Consider the following 21,748-nt stretch of genomic DNA (forward strand, 5'->3'; position numbering starts at 1 on the left):
CGCCATCGCCCATGCCGATCGTCTCGCTGCGTCCCTTTCCCTCGACATCGCGGCGACGGGTTGGACGCCGACGGCCGACAATTTTCTCGGCCGTGTGACCAGGCGCGGGATCGTCCAGGCGGTTCGCGAGGCGAAGGGCGTTGACGTCGCCCGGCGCATCGAAGGGCTGAAGAAAGGCGACATGGCACAGGAGGCGGAGCGACTACTTGCGGAACGCACTGGCTGCCCGAGCCGCTTCGCACGCCCGGACGCGCCCTGCATCTGCATGCTCCGAAAGGAACGCCCTCCGAGCAGACCGCCGAGGAACACGCCATGCCGGTCAAAGAAACGGCGGCGATCGCGCAGCCGAAACCGCCATCGACGCAGCCGCTTCCGAGGAAGATGCTGATGAGGGTGCTCGTCGACGAGCCCCAGGGCGTCGCCGCCGAGAGACCTCCCCGAGGCCGACAGCGTGGGGCTCGCCATGCGTTCTTCCTCTTTTCGGAGGGTGGAGCCGCGCCCAGGTCAGTCGCCTCCGAGCTGGCGCGCCGCCTTGCGCAGGACGCCGAGGCGGCTGACCGCGATCCGTCGAATGGCCGCCGCGAGGGTCGCGACCGGCTTGTCGGCGATGTGCGCAATACGCCCGGCCGCAGCCTGTTCGTCCGACCGACCGGACCAAGAGCGGCAAGGGGTCGCTGAACGACCGACGCCGCCACGGGTGAACATGGCGATCTTCTCGACATCATCCGCGAAAGCGCCCGCTGCGCCGACTTCGTCGGTGCCATTGATGAAGCGCGGCGCTTTCTGAGCCTGCCAAGGGATGACCCGCCGACCGAACGAGGGAGATCGGCTATCCAGGCTCCGAAAGCTTCTTCGGATGCCGCACGACGTCTCTTCCATATGTCGAGACCGATCATAGGCACGTTGGCCGAGCGCTATCTGCGACATCGCGGCATAACGATGCTGCACGATCTCGACAGCCTGCGCTTTCACCACCGTTGCTACTACCGGCCGGAGAAATCCTCCGCTGTCGAAACCTGGCCAGCATTGATCGCCGCCGTCACCGATCTCGACGGCAAGATCACCGGCGCGCATCGCACCTGGCTCGATCGATCGGGGCGCGACAAGGCGCCGATAGCCACCCCTCGACGCGCGATGGGCGACCTTCGCGGCAATGGCGTACGTTTTGGCGCGCCGCTCGACGTCATGGCCGCGGGCGAAGGCATCGAGACCGTGCTCTCGTTGCTATCTCTGCTGTCGACCATGCCGATGGTCGCTGCGCTCTCATCCGCGCATCTCGCCGCGCTGCTTTTGCCATCGACCTTGCGCCGTCTTTACGTCCTTCGCGACAATGACGCCGCCGGCAAGAAGGCTTCGGCGATCCTCGTCAACCGCGCCACCTCCGAGGGCATCGAGGCGGTCATCCTTGTTCCCCAGCTCGGCGACTTCAACGACGATTTACGTCGCCTTGGCGAAGATGCACTGCGCGCAGCGATCCGGACGCAGCTCGCGCCGCAGGATGTCGAGCGCTTCTTCTGGCTCTCGGCGTGAGTTTGCAGGTCGAGCATGTTCGCTGCAGACTTCTCGCCGCCGCCATCCTCGCCAATCCGCTTCCAACCGCCAGATCGCGCCGCAGCCCCGGCCTTCTGAGAGGGCGACCCTTGCGTCGCACGCGCTCGCCCGGCAATGGCTGCGGCCGGCTATTTTCCGTCGCGCCCTGCGGGCGCTTTACAGCGCGAAACAAAATAGCCGGCGCTTCGCCATCCTCCGCTGCGCTTCGGCCCGTCGCTTCGCTCCCGGTGCCGGCCGGACTCGTCCGCCGCCTTTTGTCGCCACGAAGGCCGCGAGGGTCGCGGCCCATCCGACGAAGGAGAGCGCCTATGACGACCGATCGCGACGACCGAGACTTCGAGACCACGCAAGCCGCCTCGCCAACCCAGCGGGTTCTCGCCGAACTCCAACTCTACGGCTACCGCCCCTTTCACGACGAACCCGATCCCCGGCCGCTGCCCGAGCCCAGCACGATCACCGGCGCCGTCGCCGACATCTTCGACGCGCTTGTCGCGACCCTGCGCGACAGCCGCCTCGAGCCCGACCTCGCAGACCTGCTCTGGTCGACAGTCAATCTCTTCCACCGCGCCATCGCCCGCATTGAGCGCGAACTCGACGACAACGAGCAGGCGCAAAAGCGCAGCCAGAAGGAGCAGGATGGCTCCGAAATCCGCTCGGTCGAGCTCGAACGGCTGATCTGCGAGGGGCAGACGCTCATCGAGCGCCGGGACAGCATGGAGTTCTTTCGCGACCAGGCCGCCGACGCCTTCGAACTGCACAGCGGCTCGTCCTGGCGTCCCCGCGGCGGCTCCAAGGTCAATCATCGATCTCTCACAGCGTCGCTGATCGACAGCCGCGACTTTCTCGCCGCCAAGCGCCGCGCCGACACCGAGCTTCTCCTTCCCGCCGGCCCACGGATCGCCTTCACCGGCGGGCTCGACTTCAACGATCATCGCGCGATCTGGGATCGGCTCGACAAGGCGCTGGCGAAACATCCCGGCATGGCGCTGCTCCATGGCGGTTCGCCCAAGGGGGCCGAACGCATCGCTTCCTGCTGGGCCGACAATCGAAAGGTGACGCAGATCGCCTTCAAGCCCGACTGGGCGCGTCACGCCAAGGCGGCCCCCTTCAAGCGCAACGACCGGATGCTCGAAACGCTCCCCATCGGCGTCATCGTCTTCCCCGGCTCCGGCATTTCCGCGAATCTGGCCGACAAGGCGCGGGTCCTCGGCATCCCGGTCTGGAGATACGAGAGCAGCGGCGCATAGGCGCCGCCACTGGTCAATGACGCGCCGTCGCCAAGGATTATCCATGTTCCTCTGACGACGATGTGCGTTGCGCCGCTCTTCGATGTTCCGCCGACCGCGCCACGCGCTCCTGCGCAAACAGAGGTCGCAGACGACGCTTCACATCACGCAGCGAAGACGCCCACAACTGCGGCGCGTCGCTATAGAGCCCGTCGCCACGCAAATGTCGGCGCAATCAAGATTGAGCCTGATGCATTGCGTGAGGCTCTGGACAGCCTGCTCTCCCAGGAAAACGTCGGCGCAGGAGGCGCAGGACTGCGCGCAATCGAAACATTCCTCGATATACCGCGCGAGAGCATGATTCACATTGCCCTGAACGTGAGGATGCGTGCTGATGATCTGCTCTGCGTGCATGGCTTTTCTCCAGATTTATGGAGAATGACCAATGCGCGCCGGCGCCAGATTGTTCCCGGCGCCGGCGCTCTGGATTTGCCGCCCTTACTCTTTTTCGAGAAGGTCGAAGTGGCGGTTGATGCCGGCCTGGACCAGGTTTCCGTCGAATTTGGTCTTGGTGTTGGCGGCGTAGGCGTAGAAGCCGTTGGGCTGCGCGACCGCGGTGAAGGCGGCGACGGATCCGAGGTCGTAGTGGAAATACTCCGCCTTGGCGCTCCAGTTCTTCATGAACACCCATTCGACGCCGCCGCCTGCCGTCCAGCCGATGCGCGAGTCCTGGAAGACGGCTGTGCCGTTGGTGAGGTTCGTTCCGGCCGCGCGCTGCGTCAGGAAGGCCGAGCTCGACGTCACGCCGCCATAGGCCATGCCGCCCGTGCCGTAGACCTGCACGGTCGGCGTGAAGAGATAGCCAAGGCGCCCGCGCAGCGTGCCGAGGTAATTCAGCGTCGTGTTGCGCTGCTGGTAATTCACGAAGGCATTGGCGCCCACAGGAACCGCGGACGACTGCCACTGACCGTCCGTATTGCCGGAAACCGCGCGAAGATCGGTTTCGAGGCCCGCGACGATGTTGTTGTCGAACTTCCAGTTCGTGCCGATCTGGAAGCCGCCGACGAAGCCCGCCAGATTGCTGGGGCCATTGTCGCGGAAGTTGGACGCTGCGGCGACGGGCGCGCTCGCAGGGGCGTTGTCGATCGGATAGACGATGCTGCGCGTCACCGGGCTCGACCAGGCGCCACCGCCGTTGAGGCCGACATAGGCGTCGCGCCAGCTCGGCTTCGGCTCTTTCGCTTCGGGTCCGATTCCCGCCCAGAGCTGCGAGACCGGATCCTGGGTGATCGGCTGGCCATCGCCGAAGGCGTTAGCGCTGACTTCGATGTAAAAGAAGTCGCTAGGGCGAGCCGTCAGACCATTGGTTGTGCCCGTCTGGCCGGGAAAGGACTGTGGGACGAACGGTTGCAGCGCGACCGGCGACCCAAAGCTCGAGGTAAAGCCGCCCGGCCAGAAGCGCGCATAGCTGATGCTCCAATCGATAAACTGGCTCAGCTTGTGCCGAATACGGATATCAAATTCCGAGCCGAGATAGTCGCCCCTGTTGCCGAGAGGCGCCGAAAGATTGGCGCGGCTCCACGGGGCCGCTGTACTTGCGAGCCAATAGGCGCTGAAGGCGGTATCTACTTTTACGTTCTTGGCTGGATCGAACTCAAGCCGTCCCTTCAGATTCTTGGTGTTGTCCCAGGCAAAATAATCGTTACGCGAGAAGGGCTGATTGAAGCCATAGAAGATGTCGAGCGTCTGGTTGGCGCTGTCGAAAGGGCTCTTGTCGCCAGAGCCATAGGCGTAGGACACGCTGACGCGCGGCTTCCAAGCGAGCTTGGAAAAAGTGTATCCGGCTTCGACCGCATAAGCGATCGCATCGTGTTGCACGGTGGTCTGGATCGCGTTGCGCCTGGCGCCAAAGTCACGAAGCTCGCCGCGCCATCCCAATTGTTTGTTGACGTTGGCGTCATAATCCAAATCGCCAAGCACGCCATAGACGCGCAAGCCCGGCGCATAGGTTTCACGCGGAAGTCGTAGCGCGTTCGACGAGTTCAGAACATCCGCAAACTGTTTGCGGCCGAGAAAATAGGGCTGGATCGTCGCATATTCCGACCAGCGGCGGATGCTAAGTACGCCGCCATAAATCCAGTTGCCCCATTCGGGCCGGTCCCATTCATATTGAAGCCGCCTGACCGGGCGCATCAAAAAGGAGTCTAAATCCCAATCATTGTCCTGCTTGCCGAGCTTGATGCGGAAGCCTTCAAAATTATTCGTCGTGTTTCGGAACTGGTTATTGCCGATCAGGCGTCGGTCAAGCAGTTCGAGATGAAACCGTCCCGCACGCAGCGAGAGCGGACGATCATTTCCGAGATCATCCTTTCCAAGCGCGTCCTTGAAGTAGAGTTCGCCATACGCCTGGATCAGCTCGTTCTCGTTGATATCCTGACCTGGCACCGGCTCGTAAATGCTGTTGTGGGAGCGCGCGTCTTCATATTCGACAGCAAAGCGCAATGGATCGAGAATCTTTTTGACGCCGAAATAGGCGCGCGTGCGCGAGAGCCACAGCGAATCTGGAAAATAGCGCCGTTGCGAAACAGGCGCGCCGGTAGCCGTGCTGGTCCAGGGTCGATAATCGTCCTGCCGGTATTCGAACCGGACCCGTTCATCGAGGCCGATGTTGAGCCAGTCGATCCCCTCGAACTGCTTGTACGTCTTGCCGAGCTCCCGGACATAGGCCGGCACGTCCGGCGCAGGGTCGAGCCGGTAGCCGCGCGTCTTGACGTAATAGCTCTTTTTTTCGTCAAACTTGTCGATGGCTTTTGGAGCCGTTTTGCTCTCGGCCTTCCCGCCGTTCGCTTTTCCGTCGGCCGGCTTCGCATCGGCTGCCTTTGGCTCGCCAGCCTTGGGCTTCGACGCCGCGGCCTTTCCGTCTGCTGCTTTCGACAGATCGACCTTGTTCTCCTGCGCGTGAGCGATTCCCGCGACGGCCATGAGCGCCGCGACGGCGACTCCGAGTTTCAGATCTCGCTGAAAGTTCCCCATTTGCCCAGCACTCTCGTTCATGTTTCGACTTATAGCCTGCGCCGCCGCCGCGACATGAACTCATCAAACCGTCAACAGGCCATCATGTCTAGTTATTTAATAGACTAACGCAGCTTCTTCGGGCGACCGTTGCGGGAATGCCACAAGCTTATCTGCTGGCCATCGCTCCGCTTTTGTATAAACCCACAGCGCGTCTGCGATCGCGCCCGAGCAAGCGGCACGAGCGCCTCTCTATTTCTGCAGGACGAAAAAGAGGCGTGGATAGCGGAGCAGCACTTTCCCGTTCGGGCGGCCGGGATAGGCCTGCGCGAGGCGTTCGCGGTAGCGCGCGAGAAACTCCTCGATCTCGGCAGGCGTCAGCAAATCCAGAAACGGGCGCAATCCGGAACCGGCGAACCATTCCACGACGTCATCGGGTCCATCGAGCGGATGCACGTAGATTGTCTGCCAGATGTCGACCTTGCGGCAGAGCGGCGCGAGGAGATCATAATATTCCTCCGCCTGGCCAACGACCGTGAGCGACTTCGCGACAGGCAACAGCCGGCTTGCCCAGGGGCCGTCGGCGGCGACCATGCGCATCGCAGCGTGGGACGGCTCATGCGTGTTGTTCGGCATTTGCACAGCAAGTCGCCCTCCGGGGGGAAGCGCGTGCAGCAGCCGTGTGATAGTGCCGCGATGATCGGGAAGAAAATGCAGCGACGCATTGGCGAAGATGACGTCGGCGCCCTCGGGCGGACGCCAATCGCCGATATCGGCATTCACGAATGAAGCGCCGGGGATGCGCGCGCGGGCAACGTCCAGCATATTGTCGGACGTGTCGACACCGACGACCGCCGCGCCCGGAAAGCGGCTCGCCAGCAGGGCCGTGCTGTTTCCCGGTCCACAGCCGAGGTCGAAGGCAAGCCGGATTTCGCAATAGGGGATGCGGGCGAGAAGATCGCGCGCCGCGCGCGTACGCTCCGCCTCGAATTTGAGATAGAGCTCGGAGTTCCAATCCGCCAGCGCGCGGCGCGGCGCATTTCCGGCGTCGACCCCCCCCTGCTCCAGCGCGGCCGCCGTCAAATGCCCTCTCCGGCGTCGACATATTCGCTTTCCTCGGCGGGAAAGATTCGCGCTTTAGCCAGAGACAGCGGCACGCGGTCGCCAAGGGCCGCCGCGCTTTCGATAGGCGAGTCGATTTCGAGCGTCTGATCGTAGCCGTCGATGGCGATGGTCGCGCGCATGCCGGCGGGCGTGCGGCGCAGGCTCTCCACGCGTCCCTCGAGTTCGCCCGCGCCGCTCGCGGCGACGGCGATGTCGGCGGGACGGAAGAAAACACGCGCGGGGCCGCTGCGCAAACCATGCGTGTCGATATGCAGCTCGCGGTCGCCGAACCTCACATGCCCCGCCGCGACCGTGACAGGCAGCGCCACCGCCTCGCCGACGAAGGAGATGACGAAGGGCGATGCCGGCTGGTCGTAGAGCTGCGCGGGGGTGCCGATCTGCTCGATGCGGCCTTCGTTGAGCACCACGACGCGGTCGGCGAGTTCCATTGCTTCGTCCTGATCGTGGGTGACGAAGACGGTCGTGAGGCCTGTCTCCTTGTGCACCTCGCGCAGCCAGCGGCGCAGATCCTTGCGCACGCGGGCGTCGAGCGCGCCGAAGGGTTCGTCGAGCAGCAGCACGCGCGGCTCGATCGCGAGCGCGCGCGCAAGCGCCACGCGCTGACGCTGGCCGCCCGAAAGCTGCGTGGGATAACGGCCCCCGAGCCCTTCGAGCTGCACGAAGCGCAAAAGCTCGTTGGCCCGCGCCTCGATCGCGCTTCTCGACGGACGCGAGCGGCGCGGCCGCACCTTCAGGCCGTAGGCGATATTGTCGGCCACAGTCATGTGCTTGAAGAGCGCGTAATTTTGGAAGACGAAGCCGACGCGCCGGTCCTGCACGGGAAGATTGGTGGCGTCCTCGCCGTCGAAATAGACATGGCCACGATCAGGGGCATTGAGCCCCGCGATCACGCGTAGCAACGTCGTCTTGCCTGAGCCCGAGGGTCCGAGCAGCGCGACGAGTTCGCCGGGTTGGATGTCGAGCGTTACGTCCCGCAGGGCGGGAAAGGCGCCGAAGTCCTGCTCGACGCCCTGAACGCGAATGGCGAAGCCCTGCTGGCGACCCAAGTTAGTGTCTCCTTCCGCGCGCGGCGAGCGCGTCCGCGTGTCGCCATTCGAGGAAAGTTTTAATCCCGAGAGTGACGAGTGCAAGGCTTGCAAGGAGAACCGAGAGCGCAAAGGCCGCGACATTGTTGTACTCATTGTAAAGGATCTCCACCTGCAGCGGAATGGTGTTGGTGAGGCCGCGAATATGGCCGGAGACGACGGAGACCGCGCCGAACTCTCCCATTGCGCGCGCATTGCACAAAAGCACGCCGTAAAGCAGACCCCATTTTATGTTGGGCAGCGTCACGGTGAGAAATGTCTTGAAGCCAGAGGCGCCGAGCGTCAGCGCCGCCTCCTCCTCCACGCTGCCCTGCTCCTGCATCAGCGGAATGAGTTCGCGCGCGACGAAGGGAAATGTGACGAAGATGGTCGCGAGCACGATGCCCGGCACGGCGAAAATCACCTGAACGCCATGCGCCGAGAGCCAGCCGTCCAGCAGCCCCTGCGAGCCAAAGAGCAGGACATAGACGAGGCCCGCGACGACGGGAGAGACCGAAAAGGGCAGATCGATCAGCGTGATCAGCAGGCTCTTTCCGGGGAAGGAGAATTTGGCGATCGACCAGGCGGCAGCGAGGCCGAACACGAGATTGGCCGGCACGGCGATGGCTGCGACGAGCAGCGTCAGACGGATCGCCGCGCGCGCGTCCGGATCCTGGAACGCCTCGAAGAAAGCCGCGGCTCCTTTGGTTCCCGCCTCGACGAACACCACCATCAGCGGCGCGAAGAGGAAGAGCGACAGGAAGGCGACAGCCGTCGCGATGAGCGCGTAGCGGGCGAAGGGCGAATCCTGCGTGACGGGCCGCACGCGCGCGCGGCGCCGGGCGGCCGGAATGTCGGCTGCGATCGACTCAGACATGACCAAATCTCCTGCGCGCCCACGCCTGGACGAGATTGATCGCAAGAAGCGCCGCAAAGGAAATCGCGAGCATGATGGTTGCGATGCCGGTCGCGCCGGGAATGTCGTATTGTTCGAGCTTCACGACAATAAGCAAAGGCGCAATCTCCGAGACATAGGCGATGTTGCCCGCAATGAAGATCACAGAGCCATATTCGCCGATAGCGCGCGCGAAGGCGAGCGCGAAACCCGTGAGCAGCGCGGGCGCGAGCGGCGGCAGCAAGACGCGCAATACGGTCTGGAGGCGCGAGGCGCCGAGCGTCGCGGAGGCTTCCTCGAGCTCGGTCTCGATCTCCGAGATGAGAGGCTGCACCGTGCGCACGACGAAGGGCAGGCCAATGAAGATCAGCGCGACGAGAATGCCCCAGCGCGTATAGGCGATCTTGATCCCATAGGCCGCGAGAGGCTCGCCGAACCAGCCGTTGGGCGCATAAAGCGCCGCAAGCGAGATGCCCGCGACCGCGGTTGGCAGCGCGAAGGGTAGATCGACGAAGGCGTCGAGCAGGCGCCGGCCGGGGAACTCGTAGCGCGTCAGCACCCAGGCGATGATGAGGCCGAAGAAAAGATCGACGAGCGCGGCGCAGAAGGAGATGAAAAAAGTCGTGCGCAGACCGGCCGCGACGCGCGGCTCGGTCGCGATGTCGTAGAGGCCGGAAAGGCCGAGGCCCGACGAGCGCCAGATGAGCGCTGCCAATGGCAGAAGCACCACGAGCCCCAGATAGAGCAGCGTGTAGCCGAAGGTCAGCCCAAAACCGGGAATGACGCTCGGCGCTTTGAAGCGCCGAGCGTTTTGTCCAGCGAAGTTCGGGGAGGTCACTTCGCCGGCTCTTGCTTCTGTATCTCGTCGAAGATCCCGCCATCGGCGAAATGCTTCTTCTGCGCCGCTGCCCAGCCGCCGAACGTCTTGTCGATGGTGACGAGTTCGAGCTTGGGAAACTTCTTCAGGTCGTCCTTTGCCGCATGTTCAGGATGAACGGGGCGATAGAAGTTCTTCGCGATGATCGCCTGCGCAGCCGGCGAATAGAGGAAGTCAAGATAGGCTTCCGCAAGCGGGCGATTGCCCTTGGATTCGGCGTTGGCGTCGACGACCGAGACGGGCGGCTCCGCGAGGATCGATTGCTTGGGCGCGACGATCTGGAACTTGTCTTCGCCGAATTCCTTGAGCGCGAGGAAGGCCTCGTTCTCCCAGGTGATCAGCACATCGCCCAGCCCGCGCTGCGCAAAGGTGATGGTGGAGCCGCGCGCGCCCGTGTCCATCACCGGCGCGTTCTTGTAGATCGCCTTGACGAAGTCCTTCACCTTGGCCTCGTCGCCGCCGAACTTTTTCAGCCCATAGCCCCAGGCCGCGAGATAGTTCCAGCGCGCCCCGCCAGAGGTCTTCGGGTTGGGGGTGATGACGGCGACGCCGGGCTTGGCCAGATCGTCCCACTCCTTGATCGCCTTGGGATTGCCCTTGCGCACGAGGAACACGATCGTCGAGGTGTAGGGCGCCGAATTGTTCGGGCGGCGCTTCTGCCAGTCCGGAGCGATCTTGCCGCTCTTGGTCGCGATGGCGTCGATGTCGGCGGCAAGCGCCAGCGTGACGATGTCCGCTGCGAGGCCGTCGATCACCGCGCGCGCCTGCGCCCCGGAGCCGCCGTGCGACGCCTGAACCTCGACCGTCTCTCCCGTGCGCGCCTTCCAGTCGGCGATGAAAGCAGGGTTGATCTGCTTATAGAGTTCGCGCGTCGGGTCATATGAGACGTTCAGCAGCGCCTGCCCCGCATTGGCGGTGAATGCCCATACAATGCAGACGCCTCCAATCAAAAATCGAGCCCAAAGGCGCTTCGTGAGCAGTCGATCCATACCTTGCTGCGGCATACCGATTCTCCAGATTTACTTTCAAATTCAACATCGGCAATATTCATATTATTCTATAGAGCTTGTCAACTAGTTATCAAGTTTCGTGGTCGCTTCGTTCAAAGTCCATCAAACAACGCGGTGGAAAGATAGCGCTCTGCGAACGAGGGGATGATGACGACGATGTTTTTTCCCGCGGCGTCCGGGCGCGCGGCGATCTCCAGCGCCGCGGCGACCGCGGCGCCCGACGAGATGCCGACAGGCACGCCTTCGATGCGGGCGAGCTGGCGCGCGGTCTCGAAGGCTGTCTGATTGGCGATGGTGACAATCTCGTCGATCACGCCGCGATCAAGAATGGGCGGTACGAAGCCGGCGCCGATGCCCTGGATCCTGTGTGGTCCCGGCGGGCGACCGGAGAGCACAGCGGAGTCTTCGGGCTCCACGGCGATGACGCGCAAGGACGGGCGACGCGGCTTCAGCACCTGGCCGACGCCAGTGATGGTGCCGCCAGTGCCGACGCCAGAGACGAAATAGTCGATCTCGCCATTGGTGTCGTTCCAGATTTCCTCGGCAGTCGTCAGACGATGAATCTCGGGATTGGCCGGATTCTCAAATTGTTGCGGAATGATCGCGCCGGGGTGCTTCGCGACAAGTTCATCCGCCTTGGCGAGCGCGCCCTTCATGCCTTGCGATGCCGGCGTCAGGACGAGTTCGGCGCCGAGCAAGGCGAGCATCTTGCGCCGCTCGATCGACATGGATTCCGGCATGACCAAAATCAGCCGATAGCCGCGCGCGGCCGCGACGAAAGCGAGCGCGATGCCCGTGTTGCCGGAGGTTGGTTCGACGAGCAGGGTCTTGCCGGGCGTGATGCGCCCGCTCTTCTCCAGCGCGTCGATCATGGCGACGCCGATGCGGTCCTTGACGCTCGAGATCGGATTGAAGAATTCGAGCTTGACGAGAATATTCCCCGTCACGCCTTTCGCGCGCGCCAGACGATCGAGGCGCACGATCGGCGTGTCCCCAATCGTCTCCGTGATGGAGTCATAGATCTTTCCGCGTCCAGGCTTCGCCCCTGGCGTGAAGCTGGCGTTGTGGATTGTCATCTGCGCGCTCCTATTTTTGCTGCCGAGTTGCTCAGGTCCGCTGTCATTCGTCTAAATCCCCGCGCCATGATCGAAGACGTCCATGCGCGCCTTGGCCTGGGTGATGTTGCTGCCGGGCGGCACGCTTTGCGTGAGCCACACATTGCCGCCGATGGACGAGCCGCGGCCGATGGTGATGCGTCCGAGCACAGTGGCGCCGGCGTAGATGACGACGTCGTCCTCGATGATCGGATGGCGCGGCTTGCCCTTTTCCAGATTGCCGGCCTCGTCGACGTCGAAGCGCTTCGCGCCGAGCGTCACCGCTTGATAGAGGCGCACCCGCTTGCCGATGATCGTGGTTTCGCCGATGACGACGCCAGTGCCGTGATCAATGAAGAATCCTTCGTCGATCGTCGCGCCGGGATGAATGTCGATCCCGGTCTCGGAATGCGCGATCTCGGAGACGATGCGGGCGAGCATCGGCGCGCCGAGCAGATAGAGCCGATGCGCCAGACGATGCCGGATGACCGCCGCGACGCCGGGATAGCAGAACACCACCTCATCGACGCTTTTTGCGGCAGGGTCGCCCGCGAAAGCCGCGCGAATGTCTTTGTCCAGCAGGGCGCGCACTTCCGGTAGGCTCTTCGCAAAGGCCTGCGCAATCTCTTCGGCGCGAGCCTGCAGCGCTCCAGACGCGCCTTCCACAGGGAAAAGCTGCAACTCCCGACGGATCTGGTCGCGCAGGGCGCGCAGGGCGCCATCAAGCGTGCGCGCGACAAAGCCGTCCGTCGTCGCCGGGGTCAGTTCGCTCGGACCGAAATGTCGCGGATAGAGCGCCGCGGTTAGATTCTCGACGAGTTCTGCCATCGCGGCGCGTGACGGCAACTCCGGCAAACGACCGTTTCCATAGCGACTGGTCTGCGAGGCCTTGCGCAGAGCGCCGAGCGCTTGCACGATCTCCTCGACCTCTATTGACTTGATGCGGCGCTCGAGCCTGTCGATTTGGTCCGTCATCCAGGAATTGCCTTTTCGGTTCAGGTGGGCGGCCAGCGACTAGACAGTCGCCCGCGCCAACACCTGACATTTTATATAGACTATATCAGCTTCTTTCCGCTGGCAACTGCGCGGAGCGGCATAGTCCGAGATAGTCGACCGATCTTGTAAAGGCTTGGCGTTTTACTAGACGTATCTATTTTGCATCGAGAATTATACCCAATTATTACTCTTGATGCCCAGCTTAATCCGTGTAGAGTGCGACAAGTCGCAAGCATTCGTTTGGCGACCTCTTGTCCTTTGAAGAGCGGCGTTCACGCCGGCGTTTCCATCTGGCCGTCGCCCTCGTTCACATCGCCCTCCAGGGAAGGTTGCATGACCGCAGAACCCGAAGTCCGCCGCACATTGAGCGAGGCGGCGGCCCGCCAACTCGCCAACGCCACGAAGACGCGCCCGCAATGGTCGGGCATTACGCCCCGCTGGCTGGTGTCGTTTCTCCCTTGGGTTCCGGTGGAGGCCGGCATTTACCGCCTGAACCGCGTGAAGGAATCCTCGGCGCTGAGCGACGCCGACGTTCAGTGCAGTCCGGCGCGCGACCGCGACGCCGATCTGCCGGAGACCTTCGTCGATTACGAAGACGCTCCGCGCGAATATTCGATGAATGCGGTGACGACCGTCCTCGACGTGCAGACCCGCGTGTCCGACCTCTACAATCACCCCTATGATCAGATTCAGGAGCAGGTCCGCCTCCTCACCGAGAAGGTGAAGGAGCGGCAGGAAGCCGAGCTGATCAACAATGCGGAATACGGTTTTCTCGCCAATGTCGCGCCGTCGATGAAGATCAAGACCCGCAAGGGTCCGCCGACGCCCGACGATCTCGACGAACTGATTTCGAAGGTCTGGAAGGAGCCGGCGTTCTTCCTCGCGCATCCGCGCGCCATCGCGGCCTTCGGGCGCGAATGCACGCGTCGCGGCGTGCCGCCGCCAACCGTCACCCTGTTCGGCTCGCCCTTCATCACCTGGCGCGGCCTGCCGCTAGTGCCGAGCGACAAGCTCTACATCGACGAGAACGGCAAGACGAACATCCTGCTCTTGCGCACGGGCGAGAAAAAGCAGGGCGTCATCGGCCTCTTCCAGCCGGGCGTTCCCGGCGAGGTGGCGCCGAGCCTTTCGGTTCGCTTCATGGGCATCAACCGCAAGGCGATCGCGTCCTACCTCATCTCGCTCTACTGCTCCGCCGCCGTGTTGACGCATGACGCGCTGGGCGTGCTCGAGGACGTCGACGTGAGCAAGTTCCACGAATATGGCGACAAGCGCGTCTGATCGGCGCCGCGACAATCCATGACACATTGAGAGCCGGCGGCGCCTCCGCCGCCGGCCAAAACGACCAAGGAAGCCGTATCCATGTCGCCCGCGAAGCCTGCAGGTCCCGCGTCCGCCGATCTGCCGCTCGACGCCGTCCCCATTCAGGACGCCGGCCATCACGTAACGCCGGTCTTCGACCCGGACATGATCGCGCGCCTCGCCAACGCCTTTTTCCAGTCGCAGCCTGGGCTGCTCGCGAACCACCCGCTCCCGTTCGGCCCGCCGGCAGCGACGCCAAGCCTACCCGATGCCCCCGCGCCCTCCATCGTAACGACGCTCGCGCCGCATGCCCCGGCCCGTATGCCCTACGGCCCGCCGGACATTCCGCAGACCACGATTCCCTCGGTCATCCCCACCCCGAATATTCCAGCGCCAGCGGCGCCGACCGGCCTGCAATCGCCGACGCGCCCGCTCGGCCTCGACCATGTTCCGCAGCCTGGCGCCTCGCTCGGCAGCACCGGACCGACTGGAGCCCCGGCCGATATCGACTACAGCCTCATTCCACGTTTTCTGGCACCCGATCTCGCCCTGGTTCCGCACGGCCACGCCGCGCCGCCAACATACAGCTCCACCGCGCTCGGCATGAGTGACGCAGGCGTTCCCGGCGGCGGCGCGCCGGCGCAGATCGACAATCTCTACTTTCTACACGAACGCACGCCGTCGAGCGCGCCTGGAGCGCCGGCGACTTCCTATCCGCCGCAGGCGCCCACGGTCGCGCCTCAGCCTGAGCTCGGACATCCCAACATTCCGGTTTCCGCGCCCAGCGCGCCCGCCGTGGCGGAAGCGAGCGTCTCCACTGCGCCCGAAAGCTTCGCGATTTTAGGCCCGTCCGAAGCCGACCCTCATCGACTTTCGGATGTCGCATCGCTCGCCACGCCGCCCGTCGGCGGCGAACAGTTCTCCAGCGGATTCGGCAGCGTTCCCGCGCCGGGCCAATCCGGTCCCGCCGCGAACGACACGCTCTATTTCGTCAGTCACAGCGGGGGACATCCCGGCATTCCCAGCGCGGCGGCCCCGGCGCAGCCTACCGCCGCGCCGCAAGGTTACGAGCCGCAACTCGCCGCCATTCCGGTGGAGACGCGTCAGCTTTTCGATCCCTATCGCGTGAAGCGCGACTTCCCGATCTTGCAGCAGCATGTGCATGGCAAGCCGCTCATCTGGCTCGACAACGCCGCCACGACACAGAAGCCGCAGTCGGTCATCGACCGTCTGTCGCATTTCTACGAATACGAAAACTCAAACATCCACCGCGCCGCCCATGCGCTCGCCGCGCGCTCGACGGACGCTTATGAAGCCGCGCGCGAGAAAGTCCGCCGCTTCCTGAAGGCGCCTTCCGTGAAGGACATCATCTTCGTGCGCGGCGCAACGGAAGGGATTAATCTCGTCGCCCAGGCTTGGGGGCGCCGCAATGTTCAGGAGGGCGACGAAATCGTCGTCTCGCATCTCGAACACCACGCCAACATCGTGCCCTGGCAGATGCTCTGCGCCGAAAAGGGCGCGCGGCTGCGCGTCGCTCCGGTCGATGATCGCGGCCAGCTCATTCTCGAAGAATATGAAAAGCTCCTGAACCCGCGCACGCGCATCGTCACCATGACTCAGGTCTCAAACGCGCTCGGCACAGTGACGCCCGTTCACGAGATCACCGCCATGGCGCATCGCCACGGCGCCTGCGTGCTGATCGACGGCGCGCAGTCGGTTTCGCATATGCCTGTCGACATGCAGTCGATCGGCTGCGACTTCTTTATCTTCTCGGGCCACAAGGTGTTCGGGCCCACCGGCATCGGCGCCGTCTATGGCAAGGACGCCGTTCTCGAACATATGGCTCCCTGGCAGGGCGGGGGCAACATGATCGCCGACGTCACCTTCGAGAAGACGATCTATCAGGACGCCCCTGAGCGTTTCGAGGCCGGCACGGGCAACATCGCCGACGCCGTCGGCCTCGGCGCCGCGATCGATTACGTCGAAGGCATCGGCATGGAGATCATCTCCCGCTATGAGCACGAACTGCTCGTCTATGCGACGGAGAAGATGCGCGCCGTGCCGGGGCTGACCTTCATCGGCACGGCGGCGGAGAAAGCGTCGGTGCTTTCCTTCGTCCTCGCCGGCCACAGCCCGATGGATGTCGGCAAGGCACTGGATCGAGAAGGCATCGCGGTGCGCGCCGGCCACCATTGCGCCCAGCCGATCCTGCGCCGTTTCGGCCTCGAAGCGACGATCCGGCCCTCGCTGGCCTTCTACAACACCTGCGAGGATGTGGACGCCCTTGTGGCCGCCCTCCTCAGGCTGCAGGCCGGCAAAGGGCGCTCGGGCAGATGAGTTGCCTGCTATAGTCTATAGATATAATTGACTATCTCCCCCCCAAGGTGCTAGCCTGACCTATTCAGGACGACGGGCGTCTGCGTGCCTTTTTGCGAGATGCTGACTCCAGGCGTGCGGCGCCGTTCGTCTTTTTCACCGCCTGAGGATCGGTACTGTTGATTACGCGCTGGAGGGGACGGACGGACGAAGGGGCGGACGGCCCGTCGCTTACGGGCCGAGCGGGGAGAGCGCGCCGGGCAACCCGCGGAACAGATCGGCCTCTGGGCAACAGGCAGCGAAGGCGAGGCGCACACGGCTGGCCGTCTCGACGACTCTGGCCGCGACCTTGATCAGCCGGAGCCGCAGGGTCGCGAACTCCGCCTTCGCCAGATCGCGGGCCTTGGGAATGGCGTCGCGCACTGTCAGCATCAACCAATAGGCAGCCGTGTGCAGCACGAGGCGCACCTGATTGGCGACGGCGGACCGGCAGGACGTGCGATCCGACGCCAGCTGCGTCTTGTGCAACTTGATCAGGTTCTCGGCCTGCCCGCGCGCGCAATAGAGGCTGTCGTAGATCCACTCGGGCGAGCCGTGTTCGAGATTGGTGACGACGAAGCGGATGTCGAGGCCGAGCGTCGTCGCCTCGATGCGAGCAACGGCGCGCCGCTCGCGGCTCCATGATTTCGCCTTGTGGCGCGTCTCGGCATAATCGCGCACGACCGGCTTGTCGGAGACAGCGCGCTCGGTACGGATCGCGTCGGCGGCGTCATCGACCTTCCTCGACAGAGGCTTCGAGCCAGGCAGCCCAAAGACGTAATCGACGCCATTGTCCTCGCACCACGCCATCGCCTCTGGCCGGGCGTAATGGCCGTCGCCGCGGAAAGTGAAGCGGGTCTTGGTCCAGCGCTTGCGGACATGCCGCACAAGACGCCGCAGATGCGCGCGCACTTCGACGCCGGACGGCGTCTTGCCCGGCCGCAGGACGACCGCGACCGGACGGCTGCGTTCGGTGTCGTAGACATGGATCGGCAGGAAGCAGCGTTCGTCATAATGCGCGTTGAACAGCGACAGCTGTTGATGGCCATGCACGACATCGCAGGTGTCGTCGATGTCCAGAATGACGGACGCAGGCTCGCGTTCGTAAGACGCCATCCACTGATCGACGAGCGCATAGGTCAGGCGGATCGCATCCTTCAGGGAAGGCGCGTTCTCCAGCCGCGACAGCGTCGGCTGCGAACAAAGATCGGCGCCGGTCTCGGGCAACCTTCCGCAGGCAAGCTTGAACGCGGGATCGGCACGCAGGCTGTCGAGATCGTCGGCGTCCTCATAGCCGCAGGCGATGGCGAAGGCGCGCGCGCGGATCATGTCGGCGAGCGTGTGCGTGATCCGGGACGGATCGCGCCGATCCGGAAAGGCGCGGGCAAGCCTATCGGCGATCCCCAGACGACGTTCGGCCAGCGCCAGCAACATGACGCCGCCATCGGACGTGAGGCGGCCTCCGTCGAAATCGGCTGTGACTTTCTTGCGAGCCACGGCTGGAAACGAGAACGGCAGAATCGTAGTGTCGGTCATGGCGGGCGTGGCTGGCGCGGAATGCGCGTGAGGTTGGCTTAGACACCCGAATCCTACGCGGCATCAAATCGCTATGCTACCCTTGCCAGCCTCGAAACACTCACGTCACGAATAAGAGCGGCTAGCACTCTCCGACCTTAGGCGTTTCGGGGATCTGAGTCGGTGCTGACCAAGAAGGGCAAATACGGCCTCAAGGCCATGGTGCATCTCGCATGCGCCGCGCCCGGCCGTCCCGTCCCGGTCATGGAAATCTCCGACAAGCAAAGCATTCCGAAGAAATTCCTCGACAGCATCCTTTGCGAATTGCGCAACGCCGGATTCGTCCACTCGAAGATGGGCAAAGGCGGCGGTTATCTTCTCGCCCGCCCGGCGCGGGACATCACCATCGGAGAGTTGGTGCGCGCCATCGACGGGCCGCTGGCGCCGGTGCCATGCGCAAGCAAGACACGTTATCGCCGTTGCGACGATTGCTTCGACGAAAGCACCTGCGCCGTCCGACGGGTCATGCAGAATGCGCAACAAGCGCTTTCCGAGGTGCTCGACAATTGCTCGCTGGAACGCATGAGCGAACTAGCGAGAGAAGACGCGCAAGCGCTCTTCTATGACATCTAGCAGGCTGTTGAAAAACCCCTCGCGCTTGCGGCGTTGATATGATTCCCTTTGTTCTCAGACGAGGGGAGAAGCGGATGCGGGGCGAGGATGCGCGGTCTGGCGCGCTGTTCAGCTACGTCGACCTAGAATCGCGGGTTCCGAAATCGCATCCATTGCGGGTGATCCGCGATCTGGCGAACGGGGCGCTCTCGTCTTTGGCCGGGGAGTTTTCGGCGCTCTACGCCTCGACGGGCCGTCCGTCCATTCCGCCGGAGAAGCTGCTGCGCGCCATGCTGCTGCAAGCCTTCTATTCGATCCGCTCCGAGCGCCAGCTCATGGAGCGGCTGGATTTCGACCTTTTGTTTCGCTGGTTCGTGGGGCTCGGGATCGACGATCCGGTGTGGGATCATTCGGTCTTCTCGAAGAACCGCGACCGTCTGCTCGACGGCGACGTCGCGGCGAAGTTTCTTTCCGCCGTGCTGGCGCAGCCGCGCGTGAAGCGGCTTCTGAGTAACGACCATTTCTCGGTTGACCGCACGCTGATCGAAGCCTGGGCGTCGATGAAGAGCTTTGCGCCGAAAGGCGCGAGCGAAGGCTCCAATGACGGGACGGACGATCCGCCTTCCGGCGGCGGCGGGCGCAACCGCGAAGCGGATTTCCATGGCGAGAAGCGTTCGAACGAGACGCACGCCTCGACCAGCGACCCGGAGGCGCGGCTTTACCGCAAGGGCGCGGGCAAGGAGGCGAAGCTGTGTTTCATCGGCCATGCCTTGATGGAGAACCGCAACGCGCTGTTCGTCGACGCGTGCCTGACGAAAGCCGATGGCCACGCCGAGCGCGTCGCCGCGCTGCATATGATCGAGCCGCGCGCCGACCGTACGACGCGAGTCACGCTCGCCGCCGACAAGGGCTATGACGCGGAGGACTTCGTCAACGAGTTGCGGACCATGCGTGTGACGCCGCATGTGGCGCAGAACGTCAGCAGACGATCATCGGCGATCGACGGGCGCACGACGCGGCACGCGGGCTACGGGCTCAGCCAGCGCATCCGCAAGCAGATCGAGGAGGGCTTTGGCTGGATCAAGACGATCGCCGGACAGGAGAAGACGAAGTTTCGGGGCTGCGACAGGGTGGGCTTCGCTTTCACCTTCGCAGCCGCCGCCTCATCGTACTGGACGCGGTTGAATAAGGCGTTGAGACGATTCACAAAAGCGATTCTTTGTCGGCAAACGAAGGATCGCTTTGATGCAGAATACATTCTCTAACGCCTTATCCGAGGCGGTATGCAACCACATCCCGTTGTCTGCTTCAAGGCGCGAAACGCTCGGGTGGCTGGCGTTGCTGATCATGCGGCAGGGCACGATCTGCCTGTGGCGGTTGGCGGCGCATGTCGCGACGGCGGCGGCGACTGATTCTGTACGGCGGCGCTTCTATCGGTTCTTTCAGCACGTCGAACTGGACGGCGCGATGACAGCGCGTGTCGTCGTCGATCTTCTCGGACTGCGCGGCAAGGCGTGGGTTCTGGCGATGGACCGCACCAACTGGGAGTTCGGCAAGACCACCATCAACATCCTGATGGTGTCGGTGCTCTGGAACGGCATGGGCGTTCCGTTGATCTGGACACTGCTGCCCACGGCGGGAAACTCCAACACGAAGGCGCGCACCGAGCTGCTGGATCGTCTGCGAAAGGCGTTTCCCGATCTGAAAATCGCCTCCGTGATGGGCGACCGCGAATTCATCGGCGACGCGTGGATGGCCTATCTGAGCGCGAGGAAAATCCCCTTCGTCCTGCGGCTTCGCGAGAACCAGCATGTCGTGCGCGCGGGCTATGACACTTGGACGATCGCCGACATTGCGCGGCGTCTTTGCAAGGGCGAAAGAATGATCCTCAATGGCAGGTGTCGGCTCGGGCAAAACGCAGGGGCTCACTCGTCGCTGGTGAGGATCGTCGTGATGCGCCTGCCCACGAACGAGCTTCTGGCGCTGGCGTGTTCGGGCCATCCGCATCGGGCGCTCGCCGCCTATCGCCAGAGGTGGACGATCGAAACCCTGTTCGCCAACCTCAAAACCAAAGGCTTCAATCTGGAGGATACGCACATCACCAACGCGGGCAAGCTGTCGACCTTATTGGCCGTGCTGGCGCTCACCGTGACGCTGTGCGTCAAAGCCGGCGTCGCCGCCGCGCGGCTACGCCCGATCCCGATCAAGAAGCATGGCCGGAGGGCGTGGTCACTCTTCGCCCTCGGCGTCGCGACGTTGCACAAAATCGCCGCCTCTGCCAAACCCGCTCAAATAATCGTCTTCCTCCGACAGCTCATGTCGTCGAAACTTCCTGTTAACGAATTGAAATCAATGGCCCGCTGAATGAGAGTCGAGTACGATGCCGCCGCCTATAATCTCATCCGGCTGCCCAAGCTGCTTGCGGCGGCGTGAGCCCGGAGCGTCGAAAAGGACCAGAGCGCGAGCGTCTCGAGCCCAATCGACAGCATCAAGCACGCAAAAATGCCGACCGAAACGGAACGACGCCAAAGCAGACCGCTTTTTCAACAGCCTGCTAGCCCGAAAACCAGCCCCAGAAAAAATTGCGCGATGAGACGCACGGCCTACCTCGTCGCCCAAAGATGGAAATACACGAATACCGTCGTCATTGCGGAAGCCATGAAGGTCGCCGTCGCAACCAGCGATCTGATAGACAGCCGCGAAAGTCTGCCCACGCCGTGGCCACTCGTGCACCCGCCGCCAAGACGCGCGCCCAAGCCCACAAGGAGCCCGGCCAGCACGAGCCAGCCATAGTGAGGCGCGAAGACCGGCGTGACGCGTTCGCCAAACGGGCCGGCCGCGAGGGGCGCCGCGGATAATCCGGCGAGAAAAGCGACGCGCCAGCCCGCGTCGTCGGGCTTCGGGGGGATCAGCCCTGCAAGAATGCTGCTGACGCCGGCGATGCAGCCGGATAGGAGCAACAGCGAGCTGGCGGAGAGTCCGTTGAGCGCGCCGCCAGCCAATGCGCTTGCGGGCGTAAAATGCGTCCAGTCGATCTGCACGAGAACCGCCTCCCCTCAAAGCGCCTCAGAATATTCGCCAATGTTGCGCTGAAGATACGTCCGGAAATTATAG

Annotated in this window: 17 protein-coding genes and 1 pseudogene; 7 read left to right on the forward strand and 11 right to left on the reverse strand. The window is 63.6% G+C overall.

From position 1 onward, the window contains the following. Nucleotides 1–519 precede the first annotated feature (519 nt). A pseudogene (locus ACV959_RS11180) lies at nt 520–1,530 on the forward strand (DUF7146 domain-containing protein). Between the two features lie 329 nt (nt 1,531–1,859). Then, the gene (locus ACV959_RS11185; RefSeq protein WP_475736681.1) at nt 1,860–2,798 is read left to right on the forward strand and encodes a DUF2493 domain-containing protein; all 939 of its coding nucleotides are present in this window, start codon (nt 1,860–1,862) and stop codon (nt 2,796–2,798) included. A gap of 138 nt (nt 2,799–2,936) precedes the next feature. On the opposite strand, the gene ACV959_RS11190 is transcribed toward ACV959_RS11185, so the two are convergent. The 9 genes from ACV959_RS11190 to epsC form a co-directional block, all read right to left on the reverse strand. Beyond that, a complete protein-coding gene (locus ACV959_RS11190) occupies nt 2,937–3,191 on the reverse strand; it encodes a four-helix bundle copper-binding protein (RefSeq protein ID WP_475736682.1) in 255 nt (84 codons plus the stop codon). 84 nt (nt 3,192–3,275) lie between these two features. Further along, a complete protein-coding gene (locus tag ACV959_RS11195) occupies nt 3,276–5,810 on the reverse strand; it encodes an alginate export family protein (protein ID WP_475736683.1) in 2,535 nt (844 codons plus the stop codon). A 231-nt stretch (nt 5,811–6,041) separates the two neighbouring features. Then, nucleotides 6,042–6,812, reverse strand: a complete 771-nt coding sequence (tam, locus tag ACV959_RS11200; protein ID WP_475739653.1) for a trans-aconitate 2-methyltransferase — start codon at nt 6,810–6,812, stop codon at nt 6,042–6,044. A gap of 56 nt (nt 6,813–6,868) precedes the next feature. Continuing rightward, on the reverse strand, nt 6,869–7,960 hold the full coding sequence (locus ACV959_RS11205; RefSeq protein WP_475736684.1) for a sulfate/molybdate ABC transporter ATP-binding protein: 1,092 nt from the start codon (nt 7,958–7,960) through the stop codon (nt 6,869–6,871). Between the two features lies 1 nt (nt 7,961). Continuing rightward, on the reverse strand, nt 7,962–8,855 hold the full coding sequence (cysW, locus tag ACV959_RS11210; RefSeq protein WP_475736685.1) for a sulfate ABC transporter permease subunit CysW: 894 nt from the start codon (nt 8,853–8,855) through the stop codon (nt 7,962–7,964). Continuing rightward, on the reverse strand, nt 8,848–9,711 hold the full coding sequence (gene cysT, locus ACV959_RS11215; RefSeq protein WP_475736686.1) for a sulfate ABC transporter permease subunit CysT: 864 nt from the start codon (nt 9,709–9,711) through the stop codon (nt 8,848–8,850). Before cysT ends, cysW begins: the two co-directional genes overlap by 8 nt. Continuing rightward, nucleotides 9,708–10,754, reverse strand: coding sequence for a sulfate ABC transporter substrate-binding protein (locus tag ACV959_RS11220; protein ID WP_475736687.1), 1,047 nt, complete (start codon nt 10,752–10,754; stop codon nt 9,708–9,710). The genes cysT and ACV959_RS11220 overlap by 4 nt, the downstream gene beginning before the upstream one ends. A 98-nt stretch (nt 10,755–10,852) precedes the next feature. Further along, entirely contained in the window at nt 10,853–11,836 is a 984-nt protein-coding gene (gene cysK / locus ACV959_RS11225) for a cysteine synthase A (protein ID WP_475736688.1), read from the reverse strand. 51 nt (nt 11,837–11,887) lie between these two features. Then, a complete protein-coding gene (epsC, locus tag ACV959_RS11230; RefSeq protein WP_475736689.1) occupies nt 11,888–12,829 on the reverse strand; it encodes a serine O-acetyltransferase EpsC in 942 nt (313 codons plus the stop codon). A gap of 354 nt (nt 12,830–13,183) precedes the next feature. On the opposite strand from epsC, the gene ACV959_RS11235 reads away from it, so the two are divergent. Further along, nucleotides 13,184–14,131, forward strand: a complete 948-nt coding sequence (locus ACV959_RS11235; RefSeq protein WP_475736690.1) for a family 2A encapsulin nanocompartment shell protein — start codon at nt 13,184–13,186, stop codon at nt 14,129–14,131. Between the two features lie 81 nt (nt 14,132–14,212). Next, nucleotides 14,213–16,489 (forward strand): family 2A encapsulin nanocompartment cargo protein cysteine desulfurase, encoded by a 2,277-nt coding sequence (locus ACV959_RS11240; protein ID WP_475736691.1) that lies wholly within the window; start codon nt 14,213–14,215, stop codon nt 16,487–16,489. 210 nt (nt 16,490–16,699) lie between these two features. Here ACV959_RS11240 and ACV959_RS11245 read toward each other — a convergent pair whose 3' ends face one another. Continuing rightward, nucleotides 16,700–18,043 (reverse strand): IS1380 family transposase, encoded by a 1,344-nt coding sequence (locus ACV959_RS11245; RefSeq protein WP_475736692.1) that lies wholly within the window; start codon nt 18,041–18,043, stop codon nt 16,700–16,702. A gap of 162 nt (nt 18,044–18,205) precedes the next feature. Here ACV959_RS11245 and ACV959_RS11250 point away from each other — a divergent pair, with 162 nt between their 5' ends. The 3 genes from ACV959_RS11250 to ACV959_RS11260 all read left to right on the forward strand — a co-directional run bounded on the left by ACV959_RS11250 (nt 18,206) and on the right by ACV959_RS11260 (nt 20,998). Then, on the forward strand, nt 18,206–18,655 hold the full coding sequence (locus ACV959_RS11250) for an RrF2 family transcriptional regulator (RefSeq protein WP_475736693.1): 450 nt from the start codon (nt 18,206–18,208) through the stop codon (nt 18,653–18,655). 74 nt (nt 18,656–18,729) lie between these two features. Continuing rightward, complete coding sequence (locus tag ACV959_RS11255) at nt 18,730–19,899, forward strand: IS5 family transposase (RefSeq protein ID WP_475736694.1); 1,170 nt, start codon at nt 18,730–18,732, stop codon at nt 19,897–19,899. Nucleotides 19,900–19,981: 82 nt separating this feature from the next. Next, on the forward strand, nt 19,982–20,998 hold the full coding sequence (locus tag ACV959_RS11260) for an IS4 family transposase (protein WP_475736695.1): 1,017 nt from the start codon (nt 19,982–19,984) through the stop codon (nt 20,996–20,998). Between the two features lie 239 nt (nt 20,999–21,237). On the opposite strand, the gene ACV959_RS11265 is transcribed toward ACV959_RS11260, so the two are convergent. Beyond that, a complete protein-coding gene (locus ACV959_RS11265) occupies nt 21,238–21,675 on the reverse strand; it encodes a YeeE/YedE family protein (RefSeq protein ID WP_475736696.1) in 438 nt (145 codons plus the stop codon). Nucleotides 21,676–21,748: the final 73 nt, after the last annotated feature.

The sequence above is a fragment of the Methylocystis sp. Se48 genome (assembly GCF_056269425.1).

Coding starts and splice junctions, on each gene's coding strand:
- cysW (WP_475736685.1), bottom strand. CDS start 8,855: ATGTCTGAGTCGATCGCAGCCGACATTCCGGCCGCCCGGCGCCGCGCG.
- ACV959_RS11220 (WP_475736687.1), bottom strand. CDS start 10,754: ATGCCGCAGCAAGGTATGGATCGACTGCTCACGAAGCGCCTTTGGGCT.
- ACV959_RS11240 (WP_475736691.1), top strand. CDS start 14,213: ATGTCGCCCGCGAAGCCTGCAGGTCCCGCGTCCGCCGATCTGCCGCTC.
- ACV959_RS11190 (WP_475736682.1), bottom strand. CDS start 3,191: ATGCACGCAGAGCAGATCATCAGCACGCATCCTCACGTTCAGGGCAAT.
- epsC (WP_475736689.1), bottom strand. CDS start 12,829: ATGACGGACCAAATCGACAGGCTCGAGCGCCGCATCAAGTCAATAGAG.
- ACV959_RS11255 (WP_475736694.1), top strand. CDS start 18,730: ATGCGGGGCGAGGATGCGCGGTCTGGCGCGCTGTTCAGCTACGTCGAC.
- cysK (WP_475736688.1), bottom strand. CDS start 11,836: ATGACAATCCACAACGCCAGCTTCACGCCAGGGGCGAAGCCTGGACGC.
- ACV959_RS11260 (WP_475736695.1), top strand. CDS start 19,982: ATGCGGCAGGGCACGATCTGCCTGTGGCGGTTGGCGGCGCATGTCGCG.
- ACV959_RS11185 (WP_475736681.1), top strand. CDS start 1,860: ATGACGACCGATCGCGACGACCGAGACTTCGAGACCACGCAAGCCGCC.
- ACV959_RS11195 (WP_475736683.1), bottom strand. CDS start 5,810: ATGGGGAACTTTCAGCGAGATCTGAAACTCGGAGTCGCCGTCGCGGCG.
- ACV959_RS11235 (WP_475736690.1), top strand. CDS start 13,184: ATGACCGCAGAACCCGAAGTCCGCCGCACATTGAGCGAGGCGGCGGCC.
- ACV959_RS11245 (WP_475736692.1), bottom strand. CDS start 18,043: ATGACCGACACTACGATTCTGCCGTTCTCGTTTCCAGCCGTGGCTCGC.